Genomic DNA, 12,982 nt, shown 5'->3' on the forward strand with positions numbered 1-12,982 from the left:
ACGGAAGGAAGCGATAGGTGAGCGTCACCGACCAGGCGTCGTTGCCACGTGTGGTCCGCACGAACAGGCTCGGCTACCTCCGGGTCGCAACGATCGAGGCGGACCCGGGCGCGCCGCACACGGTGCCCCCGCGCTTCGCGGACAGGTCCGCCCCGTACCTCGGCGTCGGAGTCCAGGATCTCGGCACCTCCCGGGTGGTCCAGAACGGGCACGGATCGCTCGTGCGCCCGGGTGAGCTCTTCGTCGTCGACGCGGACAGGACGTTCACGCTCGAACACGAGAGCCACGTGCGCGTGCACGCGTTCCGGCTGCCCCGTCGGGCCGTGGCCATCGCCGACCGCGACGTGCACGCCGTCACCGCGCGGGCCATCGTCCCGGGCAGCGGTGTCTCCGCCGTGGTCAAGGCCGTGCTGACCTCGCTGGCCTGTTCGCCCGATCCCTTCGCACCGGCGGTGGGCGAAAGACTGGCGGGCAACGTCACGGACCTGCTGGCGAGCCTGATCACCGAGCTCGCCCCGTCGGCGGCGCCCGCGCCGCCCTCGGTGTCGAGCGAGCTCACGCTCCGTATCCGGAAGTACATCGACGCGAACCTCGGCGATCCCGACCTCTCGCCGGAGCGGGTCGCACGCTCGCAGCGCATCTCGCCGCGCTACCTGCACCGGGTGTTCGAGTCCGAGGACATCACCGTGGGCAGACTGATCCAGCGCCGCCGTCTCGAGGAGTGCGCTCGCGAGCTCGCCAGGCGCGGACGCAGCAGCCCCACCGTGGCGGCGGTCGCCCAACGTTGGGGCTTCGTCAGCCCGGCCCACTTCAGCCGGGCCTTCCGCGCGATGTACGGCGTCTCTCCGACGGAGTGGCGCGACCGGGGGCAGGGGCCGCACCCGGCGGTGCCCGGCCCTGGGAAGTCCTGACGGCGGGCACGGGGCCCGGGTCCCGGTGCGCGAAGTGCCACGTCGGCCGCCGGCGCGCGGCGGGTACGGCCGTAACCTGGTGCCGGAGATCCCGACGAGTGGCAACGCGCCGGTCGCTACGCGACGGACGCACCCCGAATGATCGCGGCCTGGTGAGGAGGCGGTGTGGACGTCCTGCTGGAAACCACGTTCGACGACGAACGCGACGCGCGTGAGCGCCTCGAAGGCGCGTTTCGCCGATCCCTCGGGCCGGTCGGGGTCACCGTTCCGCGAGGGCGTCGGGTCGGAGCCGCATTCACCGGCACCCGGATCGGATACGCACGCGTGCTCACCGTCGCGTCGAGCGGCCTGGGGTTCGGCCGCGGCACCCGGATGACGCACCGTCACCCGCTCGGGGCCGTGACCGTCGCCCTCCAGCGCCAGGGCGTCGCGTCCATCGCGCAGGACGGCCGTGACACCGTGCTCAGGGGTGGTCAGGCCGCCCTCATCGACATGCGCCGCCCCTTCGCCGTCCGCCAGTGCGACGACTTCACGATGAACCTCGTGCGCTTGCCCCACGACGTCGTCGCCCGGCTCGGCGGAGCGTTGGAAGACGCCACGGGTCGGGTGATCGCGCCCGGATCCGGTGTCGGCGGGATCTTCGTCGACTTCGTCGCCCGGCTCGCCGACGTCTGCGTCCACGTCTCCGCCGGGATCGGCGAGCGTCTCGCCGGCCACACCGCGGAGCTGCTGGCGACCGTCCTCGAAGAGGAGTACCGGACCGACGGCGCACGAACCGATGCCGCAATCCCCCGGGTACACCTCGTCGACCAGGTCCTGGGCTACATCGACACCCACCTCGGCGACCCCGGACTGTCCCCCGAGGCAATCGCGGCGCAGCAGCGCATCACGGTGGGCCACCTCCACCGGCTCTTCGACGGCGGGCAGGGGGCCTCACTCGGCCGGGTCATCCAGCAGCGTCGTGTCGACGCGTGCGTCCGCGAACTCGACCGGCGTGCCGCCATGCGCCCGCGACTGACCGACGTGGCCCGTCGGTGGGGGTTCGCCGATACGGCGCACTTCACGAAGGCGTTCGCGGCCGTGCACGGCACGCCGTTTCGGTCACGCCGCGCACGGCCGCTCGCGACGGGGTAGCCGCGCGACGCGCGGACGGGACGACTTCGCGACGAGACGGGACGATCGCACGACCATGCTTCGGGCCGCGCCCCCGGAGGCGACCTCACGCGCGGAGGCCGCCCGGCACCGGGAAGCCGACGAGGTCCAGGAGCCGACGCGGTTGCGCGCCGACACCGATCAGGTACAGGGGAGCCCCCACGGCCCGGCATCGCTCGCGGAGCGACCAGAGGAATCCGACGCCGCTCGTGTCCATGAACCCGACGTCGGCCATGTCCACACGGACGGCCACCTCACCGGAGCGAACGCGCGCCACCGCCCACGCCAGTTCCGGACGCGCGCACAGATCGATCTCGCCCCGCAGGTCGATGCGGACGACACCGCCGTGCCTGGACACTCGGCACGAGAAATCGGCCGCCGGCCGTCCGGGGGACGTCGCGCCCTCCCCGGACTCCGCGCCGGTCGTGGGTGGAGCGTCGGCCGGGTCGGTGTCGGGCGGCGGTTTCGGCCGCGGGCACGGCCGCGTCTCGACGTCGACGACCGTCGAGCACACGTGCTCGGGGTCGGGTTGGGGCCGCGTCATCTCGCTTTGCCTTTCACGATCGCCGGCGGGGCCCGTGGGACGCCCGATGTCGGTGTCGACCGTACGGCCGCCGAAAACCGGTGAAGGTCCCCGGAACGCACAAGTAGTTGACCGTTGAAGAACCACGGGAAGGCCACCAGCCTTCGACACCCGGCGCCCCACACCGGGATCGCCGCTCGCGGACGAGACGGTGGGCCGCGGCGGTCACCGCCGGGTCGGATAGGGCGGGGTACTACAGTGGGCGGGCGACGGAGCGGTTGGATTCGGGGTGATCCGATGCTCGTGCCGAGCCTCGGTGCCGCCCCCACGGGTGGTGCGCTCGGGCGGACGCCCGTCGCGGCGACGCGGGCGGACATCGTGCCGCGGGATCGTGGTCCGCCGACCTTCGGCACACACCACCGTCCCGGCCGGCCGGGCGCACGCGTCCCCTCGGCCCCGTGTCGGAGCGGTGCGGGCGCCGTCCCGACCGGATGCCGGCGCTCCGAGGGCACGAAACGACCATGAGGGAGACGGGCAGTGGACGGCGGGGAGCGAAGCGCTTCCGACCTCGTGGGTCGTGAGCGCGAGAAGGCGCTGCTCGCTCGGAGCCTGCACGATGTCCGGGTCGACCGAAGAGGCACCGGAGTCCTGCTGCGTGGCGAAGCCGGCATCGGCAAGACCGCCCTGCTCGCGTGGACGGAGACCCGGGCCCGGCGGATCGGTTTCACCGTGCTGCGTGCCGTGGGTTCCGAGGCGGAGCAGGGACTGGCCTTCGGGGCACTGCACCAGGTTTTGTGGCCCCTCCTCGACGGCGACGACACAGCGGAGCACGCCGACGCCCTCTACCGGGCGCTGGGACTGCGCGAAGGCATGCCGCCCGGCGGTTTCGCGGTGGGCGCGGCGGCCCTGCGGATGCTCGCCGACGCCGCTCGTTCGGGCCCGCTCGTCCTCCTTCTCGACGACCTACAGTGGGTGGACGCGTCCAGCGCGACGGTGTTCGCGTTCCTGCGCCGGCGCATCACGGACCTGCCGGTGCTCATCGTGGGTGCCGTCCGTCCCGAGGCGGACGCGGATGCCGACGCGCACGACGGTTGGCCGGCCGACCCCGTCGAGGTGGGCGCGCTCGCCCACGCGGACGCGGGAGAGCTGTTGCGGCGACGCTTCCCGGCCATGGTCGCCACGGCGGCGAACCGTGTGCTGGACGCCGCCGACGGCAATCCGCTCGCCGTGGTCGAACTGCCGGTACAGCTCGAGGAGGGCCACGTCGAAGGGCTCCTTCCGATGCCCGAGATGCTGCCCCTCGGCCGACGTCTGGAACGCCTGTTCGCCGGTCGGATCAACTCGCTGCCGCCCGACGCCCTGCGTGTCCTGCTGCTCAGCGCGCTGTGCGTCGGCACCGCGGCCGGCAACGCCGGCGCATGGCTGCGCGCCGTATCGGGCGACGACGCGGAACGCACACTCGCGCACATCGAGGCGAGCGGGCTGGCCCGACTCGACGAGTCGAAGGCGCTGGCCTTCCGCCACCCGCTGGTGCGCAGCGCGGTGATCGCCGCCGCCTCGGGCCACGACCTGCGGGCGGCACACCGAACGCTCGCCGAAACACTGCTGCCCGATGATCCGCAGCGCCTGGTGCACGAGGCCGCCGCGGCGATCCTCCCGGACGAGAACCTGGCCGCGCGCCTCGAACGCGCGGGGCGCCGGCTCGCGCGCCGAGGCGGAGACGCCGAAGGCGCGCTGCTCCTGGACCGCGCCGCCGCCCTGAGTCCGACTCCCGACCGGCGGGCCCGACGGTTGACGTGGGCCGCGGTCATGGCCGCGCGCGGCGGCCGACTGTGCTTCGCGGCGCAGCTGGTCGACGCGCTGAAGCGCGGATCGGTCCCCGCCGACATCGCCCCGCTGTTCGGATACGCGGTGGTGTACGTCGATCAAAGTCACCACGTCGACTTCGAGTCGTCGTTCACGCTGCTGCCCGAGGTTTTGCGGGCGTTGGCGCAACCGGGCGCGGACTCGTTCGGGGGCCTGGCCGAGCAGGTGTACTTCAAGCTGCTGCTCGCCACGTCCCTCACGGACGACCCGCGCGGCTGGGACGCCCTCGACCGCCGGCTCGCGATGGCCTCGCCCCTCGGTCGGCTGTGCTACCGCGCGTGGGTGGACCCGCCCCGTACCGCGCACGGCGTGGCCGAGGAACTGCGGACACTGCTGACGGACATGAGCGACGAGCGGGAGGCGGGAGACGGCTGGCTCGCGCTGTGGACGGCGTCGGCGGTCGACGCCGCCGACGCGGACCTGCGGCGTCGATTCACGGGCGGGCACGGCTACGCCATGCAGGGCTCGCTCGCGAAGGCCGAGCGCTATCAGGACTTCCTGCGCGGAAACTGGGACACGGCCGAGCTCTGCCTGCGGGAGGCGCAGGCTGCCGACGACATCGGTTATCGCAGCAACGCGTTGCTGTTCCGCTTCTACTACGCGCATTTCCTGGCGGGCCGAGGCGCCGAGGCGGAGCTGCGCGAGATCGAGCGGTCGATCCGACCCGTCGCGGCGACCGCGCGGATGCGCTTCGTCCTGGACAACCTCACTCGTCTGCGCGGCCTGGCCGCGTTGGGTCACGGCCGGTACGAGGAGGCCTATGCGCATCTGACCGAACTCACCGAGCCGGGCGTGCTGCCGCGCCGCATGCCGTGGTTCCATCTCGCCTTCTTCGACTTCGTCGAGGCGGCGGTGCGTACCGGCCGGCTCGCGGAGGCGCGGGCACACGTGGCGGCCGGCGAAGCCGCGCGGATGGAGAAGATCTCCGACCACCACGCCTTCCTGCTCGCGGCAGCCGCCGCGACGACCGCACCGGACCAGGTCGCGGACGCGCGCTTTCGGGACGCGTACGCGGTGCCCGGCGCCGCGCAGTGGGTATTCGACATGGCACGTCTGCGCCTCGCGCACGGCTCGTGGCTGCGTCGTCGGCACCGCGCCGAGGCCCGGGACGTGCTGCGCGAGGCCCATCACACGTTCCGTCGGCTCCGCGCCGACTCGTGGCGGCAACTGGCCGAACAGGAGCTGCGCGCCGCCGGCGATCCCGTCGGCGCGGTCGGGGGGTCGAACACCTCGCTGAGCGCGCAGGAACTGCGCATCGCACGACTCGCCGCGCAGGGGCTGTCCAACAAGGACATCGGTCAGCGGCTGCAACTCTCGCCGCGCACGGTCTCGGCGCATCTGTACCGGATCTTCCCCAAGCTCGGGATCACCTCCCGGGCGGCCATCGGCCAGGCCCTGGGCAGCGACTCCTGAAGCACCGGCACACCACCCGCGTACCGCAACGTAACAGTGCACGGCGTGCCGTTTGCATGCATTGTGAGGTCAAGACCGGTGCACGGATGGTCAATTTCCGGCGCTTTCGGAGTTCTAGCGTAAGGATCGACGGCCCCGCAGATCGCCGCATCTGTTCCGGAGGGGCCGCAACCTCACACGAGATCCAGGAGATGCACGTGTCCGACATCGTGGAGCCGGTACGGCCGGTGCTGGAGCCGGCGGCCGCCGCGTTCGCCGAAGCGACCGCCAATCCGCCCTACCTGTTCGACCTGCCGCCCGCCGAGGGTCGCAAGGCCGTCGACGAGGTGCAGTCCGGCAGGGCCGACAAGCCGCAGATCGACGAGGAGTGGATCACCGTCTCGGGCGGCCCGACGGGCAGCGTCCGCGCCCGCGTCGTGCGCCCCGCCGGCGTGGAGGGGGCCCTGCCGGTGATCCTCTACATCCACGGCGCGGGCTGGGTGTTCGGCAACGCCCACACCCACGACCGCCTCGTACGCGAACTCGCCGTCGGCGCGAACGCCGCCGTGGTCTTCCCCGAATACGACCTCTCCCCCGAGGCCCGCTACCCGGTCGCCATCGAGCAGAACTACGCGGTCGCGCAGTGGGTCGTCCGGCAGGGCGCGTCCAGGAGCCTGGACGGCTCGCGGCTGGCCGTCGCCGGCGACTCCGTCGGCGGCAACATGACCGCCGCCCTGACCCTGATGGCCAAGGAACGCGGCGACGTCCCGCTCGTGCAGCAGGTGCTGTTCTACCCGGTCACCGACGCGAACTTCGACACTCCCTCCTACCACCAGTTCGCCGAGGGCTACTTCCTGCGCCGCGACGGCATGCGGTGGTTCTGGGACCAGTACACGACCGACGAGTCCGAGCGCGCGCAGATCACCGCCTCCCCGCTGCGGGCCACCACCGAACAGCTCACCGGCCTGCCACCGGCCCTGGTCGTCACCGGCGAGGCCGACGTGCTGCGCGACGAGGGCGAGGCGTACGCGAACAAGCTGCGCGAAGCCGGCGTCCCCGTCACCGCCGTCCGCTTCCAGGGCATCATCCACGACTTCGTCATGCTCAACGCCCTCCGTGAGACCCACGCCGCCCAGGCCGCCATCACGCTGGCCGCCGGCACCCTGCTCACCGCGCTCCACACCGGCTGACGCCGCGCTCCACGTCAACCTCCGAGACCTCCGACAACAGGAAGAACCACCCGAACATGACCACGAATCCCACCCCCACAGCCGTGCTCGTGCACGGGGCCTTCGCGGACGCCGCCAGTTGGACCGGGGTCATCGCGGAACTGCAAAACCATGACATCCCCGTGGTCGCGCCACCGAACCCGCTGCGCGGCCTGGCGTCCGACGCCGCCTACATCGCGTCCGTCGTCGCGCGGATCGACGGTCCGGTGGTGCTCGTCGGCCACTCCTACGGCGGTGCGGTCATCTCCGTGGCGGGCACCGCGGACAACGTCGTCGGGCTGGTCTACGTAGCGGCCTACGTCACCGAAGAGGGCGAGAGCCTGGGCGAGTTGCAGGGCCGCTTCCCGCTGTCGCCGCTCGTCGACAACCTGAACGAGGCGACGTACCCCGCGGAGGGGGCGAAGCCCGCCGTGGAAGTCACCATCAGGGCCGAGGCGTTCCCGGACATCTTCGCCGCCGACGTCCCGGCCGCCACCACCAGGGTCCTCGCGGTGGCGCAGCGTCCGCTGGCCGCCTCGGCGTTCACGGAGACGGCCTCGGCCGCCGCGTGGAAGACCAGGCCCTCCTGGGCGCTCGTGGCCGGCGCGGACCAGGCGATCAACCCCGAGGTCGAACGCTTCGGAGCCAAGCGGGCCGGCGCGACGATCGTCGAGATCGAGGGCGCCTCGCACGCCGTGGCCGTGTCCCGGCCCAAGGAGGTCGCCGAGCTGATCCGCGAAGCGGTACGCGCGGCCGGCTGACGAGGCGACGGTCGCGCGGGGGCACTCGGCACACGGTCGGTGCCCCCCGCGCGGCCCTTCGGTCCCGGCCGCGGGCCGCCGAGTCGGGTCACCGCGCCGCGAGCTCGGCTCGGTGGCACTCGGTCACATAGGGCATCTCCGCCGGGCGCTCCGCGTCGAGCAGCGTGCGGACCCGGGACAGCAACTCCTCCCGCGCGGCGGGCTCCAGCGTGATCACATAGCTGCGGGAGGCGACCATGTCCACGACCTCTCCGGCCGACACCGGATGACTCCAGCGGAAGTCCTGCCGCTCGACGGGCCCGAACGGCGCGCCCACGTGCTCCACTTGCCGGGCATTCGTCGGTGCCGCGGCGCAGTCGCGCAGGATGCGGTCGAGTTCCGCCACCCAAGGCACCGATACGTCACGGAAGTTCCACACCAGGCCCAGTCGCCCGCCCGGGCGCAGCACCCGGGCGGCTTCCGGGACGGCTCGGTCCGGATTCACCCAGTGCCAGGCCTGCGCACAGACCAGGACGTCCACGCTCGCATCCGGAAGCGGGATCGATTCCCCGGTCCCGTCCAGAACCCGCATGTCGGGAAGCACGTGCGAGAACTGCTCGCGCATCCCGATCGAGGGCTCCACCGCGACGACCTCCCGGCCCGGGGCCCGCAGCGCCCGGGTCAGCTTGCCCGTACCCGCGCCGACGTCGACCACGGTTCGCGCGTCCTGGGGCACCAGCCAGGCCACGGCCTCCGGCGGGTAGGAGGGGCGGCCACGTTCGTAGGCGTCCGCCGCGGCCCCGAACGACCGCGCCTGACGAAACTCGTCCCGTCCCTCGGCTCGCGTCATGTCCGGCATCCTGCCAGGTACGGTGCCGCAAGCACACTTCGTCACCTTGTTCGGCTCCCATAGGCCGTGCCGTTGCGGCGGTTTCTCTCCACGAGTTCCAGTTGCACGATCAAGTCGCCCAGGTAGGTGGAGAGTTCGCGGACGGCCTGCTCATCGACGCCGTTGTCGAGCCTGCCGAAGTAGTGGACCAGACGCGTCGCGCGGTCGACGAACAGGCTGCCGGACCTGGTTCCCGCCGGAGGGCGACTCGCGTCGGCCATGTCGATGTCGGTCAGCAGCGCCTCGAAGCCCTCCGATCCCGGCCGCCGGTAGTCCATCGTGAAGTGGCCGTCGCGGGTCAGTACGAGGCTGTCCGACGACCATCCCGCGATGTTCAGCGTTTCCCCGGCTCCCCGGAAGGACGGGGCGAGTGGCCAAAAGTGCCGGCCACGGCTCGCGAACAGGCCCCGCCGCGAGCGGTCGGTGTGCGTCTGCGTCGGTATCCGCGACGCCTCCAACTGTCGTCGCACCGGCTCGGCCAGTGCTCGGAGCGCCGGTTCGGCGATCGCCCGGGCTTGCGACCGACCGTCCTGCGCTCGTCGCTCCCGATCCCCGTGCTCGTGTCGCGCGTGCGCCTGACGCTCCGAAGCGGCTCGGAACGCGTCTTCGAAAGAGGGAGCCATGACAACCGTCCCGCACAGGTGGCAGTGACGACCGCGGACGGGGCAGCCACCCCGGCGACCGGGCTCGGATCCCGAGCAGCACCGCCATCATGCAGCAACGACACCGCGACGTGAACGCCGATCGACGCCGCTCTCGCCCTGCTCGCCGCGCGCGTCACAATCGTGTGACCGCGCGTCACAGGATCGTCGCGGTGCGCTCTGCGCAGGAGAGCGCGGCGATACTCGGTCGTACCAGCGGGCACTCGCGAGGGGGAGCGGCCGTGACACAGCTCGACAGGGTCGACAACACACTGTGCGCCACCGGGCGGCACGTCTTCACCGGGCAGCGGGGCCGAAATCCCGGATGCGTCGGGTGGTGGGCGGTGTTGCGGGCCGGCGTGTGGGGCCTGGGAACGATCGCCATCGCGTGTGCGATCACTTCCTTCACCCACGGTCCGATGGTGGCGGGCGCGGTCCTGGGCGTCGTCGTGGCCGCGATGGCGGTGTGCTTCGCGTGGAACCTGCTGCGCGGGCATCGTGGCGGATGCGCCGCGAAGCGGTCGGTACGCGCGGTGCTGTGCGCCTACGAGGGGGCCTCTCCACCGTGACGCGCGGCGGCGAATCCCGAAGGGCTCGGCGAAGCGGAGGCGGCCGGCGGAGAGGGACGAAAGCCGTCGTCCGGGGTAGTTGGGATCGTCGATCGCGGGCAGGGATGCCCGTCCATCGACGCCGAGGTCACCGCCGGAGATCGACATGGACGACGAACCACCCGCATCGCCACACCCTCGCGAGACGATCCGTTGGGACGTGCCGCCCAACCCGGGCACCTTACGCCTGGTCCGTCACGCGGTACGCGACACCCTCACCGATTGGGGCTGGGCCCGCGAACGTGTTCACACCGCCGTGTGGGTGACCTCCGAACTCGTCGGCAACGCCCTGCGCCACACCGACGCCGGCGCCGTGCTCACCCTGACGCCCCTCCCCCACGGCGTCCGCCTGACCGTCACCGACACGTCCCCACGCCCGCCCGTCCGCCGTACCCCCGGCCCCCACGGCGGGCACGGGTTGCGTGTCCTCGACACCCTCGCCCCGGGTGGAGCGTCGAACACCACCCGCACGGCAAGAGCATCCATGCCGACATCCGGACCTGACGCCGCGCGACACCGACTCGCCCGGCCGCCGGCGGGACGGAGCGAACGGCGGATCCTTTCCGGGAAAGACCGCGGGAAACGCACCGATTCCGGGGAATGCGGCCTCTCGGGCGGGGCAGACGTGGGGCGGAGGTAAAAACAATGATTCCCCTTTTGGTCGTCCTGCTTCTCGCCCTGATCCTTTTCGGCGCCGGCTTCGCGCTCCAGGCCCTGTGGTGGATAGCCGTCATCGTCCTGGTCGTGTGGGCCCTGGGCTTCATATTCCGCTCGGCCGGCACCGGCGGCCGGCGGGGCCGGTGGTACCGCTGGTAGACCACGGACCACACCGCGTCATCGACGGTCCGTCGTATATCCGACAACAAGACGCGACAGACACGCTCTCCCGCTGTGTGACCGACGGGGTGGGGTGTGGGCCGAACCCGCGAATCGGGGCCGACCCGCACCCCACCCTTTTCCGTGTGCGCCGGGCGACACTCGACTGTCGAAAAACCCCGAAAACACCACCGGGCCGCGAAATGAAAACCAACTCTCCGGGCAGGGATGAAACAAGCCGGGACGGCCGTGACGAATGCGGGAGTCATTCGCACCTCCACACGACCGCCCCGGCCCCCACGTCTGCGACCCCCAGGCCACATCATGATCGAGGGTGTGGGCACACGGTTCGGCCGGTGCCACGATCCGGCGACACGCAAGACGGTGCTTTTGCCGCTTTTGATCCAGAATTACCCGTTTTCTGCCGGGTGTTGCGTGTGGCCGGTGCATAGGACACGGTTGCAGGAAGACAACTGTTGTCCAGCGACAGAGAGGTGGTGGGGTGCGCGCGATGCGTTCCCCGGCTTGTGATCCGTACTTCGGGTACACCCCAGACTCCGCGCGGCGCTGACGTTCACGTCGGCTCGGTATGGAACAACGCCCCCTACCCCGTTCTCGTCGTCGACGCCGACGGGGACGTCATCGGATCCAACGAAGGCGCGCGCCGACTGCTCGCGCATGCCGAGGAGGTCGGCGAAGGGCTGACCGCGGGCGGCCTGCCGCACTGGCTCGCACAGGCGCACCACCGCCGCCCGCACTCGGCCGCGGCGCCTCGGGGGCGGTGTCGGGCGCCGTGTCGGGTCGTACGTTCGAAGCGCATCCCTCGCAGATCGAGAACGGGGATGTGGTGTGGTGGCTCGTGGAGGACACCGATCTTCGTCGAGCCGAGCAGGCACTGCGCAACGAGCGCGAACGTGCCGAACTGTTGGCGGACATCTCCGGCGCGCTGCTGTCGTCGCTGAACCTGGAACGATGCGCGGAGGTGACGGCGCGGATGGCCGCGGATCACCTGGCCGACGCCGCGGTGGTCGTCGCCCCGGCCCAGGGTCGCCGGCACGCGCTGACCTACGCGCAGGCCGGCGGCGGCATCACGCGCACCGTGGCGTCGATCGATCCGCGCACGGTTCCCGGACTGGCGGAGGCGTTGCAGGGTTTCCCACCGGTCCCGACCCGGTGGATCGACCCGGAGGACATCCCCGACTGGAGCGTGCCGCCCGGTTTCGCCGGTCCGATCGGCTCGGTGATCGTCACCCCACTGCCCGGACACGGAGTGCCGGCCGGGGTGCTGATCCTGCTGCGCGCGAGCACGCACCGGGCGTTCACGGACGGCGAGGAGGTGTTCGCGCGGCTGTTCGCCGCACGGGCCGGCGCCGCCCTGTCCGCGGCACGGCTGTACGCGGAGCAGGCCTCGATCACGACCACGCTGCTGCGGGAGTTGCTGCCGCCGCGGCTGGAGCGGGTGCACGGCGTGGAGTACGCCGGCGTCTACCGGGCCTCGCAGGACCACGAACGGGTCGGCGGTGACTTCTATGACGTCCATCCCGGTGCGGACGCGTCCCAGGAGACGTTCGTCGTGCTGGGCGACGTGGCGGGCAAGGGCCTGGAAGCGGCCGTGCTGACCGGAAAGATCCGCAGTGTCCTGCACGCGCTGTTGCCGCTGTCCGGGAATCACCAGCAGATCCTCGTCCTGCTCAACGACGCGTTGATGAACTCCCACCACACCCGGTTCGCGACCCTGGTCCTGGCCTCCGTACGGCGCAGCGCGGGGCAGGTGCTGCTGCGGTTGACCAGCGCCGGACATCTGCCGCCGTTGATCGTCCGCGCCGACGGGCGGGTGGAGGAAGCCGCGACCGGCGGCACCCTCGTGGGGGCGCTGCCCGACGTCCGGTCGCGGAGCGTGGACGTGGCACTGGCACCCGGCGAGACCTGTCTGCTGTACACGGACGGGATCACCGAGGCGCGCGGCGGGCCGCTGGGTGACCAGTTGTACGGCGAGGAGCGGTTGCGCGAGGCCCTGCGGGAGTGTGCGCGCATGCCGGCGGAGGCCTTGGTCGAGCGGGTCCAGATGCTGGCGGCCCAGTGGCTGGGCGGCGGTGGTCACGACGACATGGCCACCCTGGCGATCACCAACCCGGCCGGCGGTCTCGACGGATTCCCCGTCGCGGACGACCACCGGGACCGCGAGGGCCACGAGCCACGACGGCGGGAACCGTGACGACGAGCACGGTCGAGGCGA

General features: G+C 71.8%; 10 protein-coding genes and 1 pseudogene. 8 read left to right on the plus strand and 3 right to left on the minus strand.

Annotated elements, in window-relative coordinates; translation table 11 throughout:
* Positions 1–17 precede the first annotated feature (17 nt).
* Together B4N89_RS42375 and B4N89_RS42380 are read left to right on the plus strand one after the other, a co-directional pair.
* On the plus strand, positions 18–911 hold the full coding sequence (locus tag B4N89_RS42375) for a helix-turn-helix domain-containing protein (RefSeq protein ID WP_078981948.1): 894 nt from the start codon (positions 18–20) through the stop codon (positions 909–911).
* Positions 912–1,076: 165 nt separating this feature from the next.
* Positions 1,077–2,045, plus strand: coding sequence for a helix-turn-helix domain-containing protein (locus B4N89_RS42380; RefSeq protein ID WP_078981949.1), 969 nt, complete (start codon positions 1,077–1,079; stop codon positions 2,043–2,045).
* An 85-nt stretch (positions 2,046–2,130) separates the two neighbouring features.
* On the opposite strand, the gene B4N89_RS50355 is transcribed toward B4N89_RS42380, so the two are convergent.
* The gene (locus B4N89_RS50355; protein ID WP_161501014.1) at positions 2,131–2,421 is read right to left on the minus strand and encodes an STAS domain-containing protein; all 291 of its coding nucleotides are present in this window, start codon (positions 2,419–2,421) and stop codon (positions 2,131–2,133) included.
* A gap of 702 nt (positions 2,422–3,123) precedes the next feature.
* Between B4N89_RS50355 and B4N89_RS42390 the strand changes: the two genes are divergently transcribed.
* The 3 genes from B4N89_RS42390 to B4N89_RS42400 all read left to right on the plus strand — a co-directional run bounded on the left by B4N89_RS42390 (position 3,124) and on the right by B4N89_RS42400 (position 7,813).
* Positions 3,124–5,865, plus strand: a complete 2,742-nt coding sequence (locus B4N89_RS42390) for a helix-turn-helix transcriptional regulator (RefSeq protein ID WP_078981951.1) — start codon at positions 3,124–3,126, stop codon at positions 5,863–5,865.
* 197 nt (positions 5,866–6,062) lie between these two features.
* Positions 6,063–7,034: an alpha/beta hydrolase gene (locus B4N89_RS42395; RefSeq protein ID WP_078982384.1), complete on the plus strand. Its 972-nt coding sequence runs from the start codon at positions 6,063–6,065 to the stop codon at positions 7,032–7,034.
* 56 nt (positions 7,035–7,090) lie between these two features.
* Positions 7,091–7,813, plus strand: a complete 723-nt coding sequence (locus B4N89_RS42400; protein WP_078981952.1) for an alpha/beta fold hydrolase — start codon at positions 7,091–7,093, stop codon at positions 7,811–7,813.
* An 88-nt stretch (positions 7,814–7,901) separates the two neighbouring features.
* Here the strand turns inward: B4N89_RS42400 and B4N89_RS42405 are convergent, their stop codons facing one another.
* Together B4N89_RS42405 and B4N89_RS42410 are read right to left on the minus strand one after the other, a co-directional pair.
* Positions 7,902–8,642 (minus strand): class I SAM-dependent methyltransferase, encoded by a 741-nt coding sequence (locus B4N89_RS42405; RefSeq protein ID WP_235619310.1) that lies wholly within the window; start codon positions 8,640–8,642, stop codon positions 7,902–7,904.
* Positions 8,643–8,683: 41 nt separating this feature from the next.
* A complete protein-coding gene (locus B4N89_RS42410; RefSeq protein ID WP_078981954.1) occupies positions 8,684–9,304 on the minus strand; it encodes a hypothetical protein in 621 nt (206 codons plus the stop codon).
* 260 nt (positions 9,305–9,564) lie between these two features.
* On the opposite strand from B4N89_RS42410, the gene B4N89_RS42415 reads away from it, so the two are divergent.
* The 3 genes and pseudogenes from B4N89_RS42415 (at position 9,565) to B4N89_RS42430 (ending at position 12,961) form a co-directional block, all read left to right on the plus strand.
* A complete protein-coding gene (locus B4N89_RS42415; protein WP_078981955.1) occupies positions 9,565–9,891 on the plus strand; it encodes a hypothetical protein in 327 nt (108 codons plus the stop codon).
* Between the two features lie 684 nt (positions 9,892–10,575).
* Positions 10,576–10,746, plus strand: coding sequence for a DUF5670 family protein (locus tag B4N89_RS42425; protein WP_078981957.1), 171 nt, complete (start codon positions 10,576–10,578; stop codon positions 10,744–10,746).
* 527 nt (positions 10,747–11,273) lie between these two features.
* Positions 11,274–12,961: pseudogene (locus B4N89_RS42430) on the plus strand (SpoIIE family protein phosphatase).
* Positions 12,962–12,982: the final 21 nt, after the last annotated feature.

Origin of the sequence: Embleya scabrispora (assembly GCF_002024165.1) — a bacterium.
Taxonomy (GTDB): Bacteria; Actinomycetota; Actinomycetes; order Streptomycetales; family Streptomycetaceae; genus Embleya; species Embleya scabrispora_A.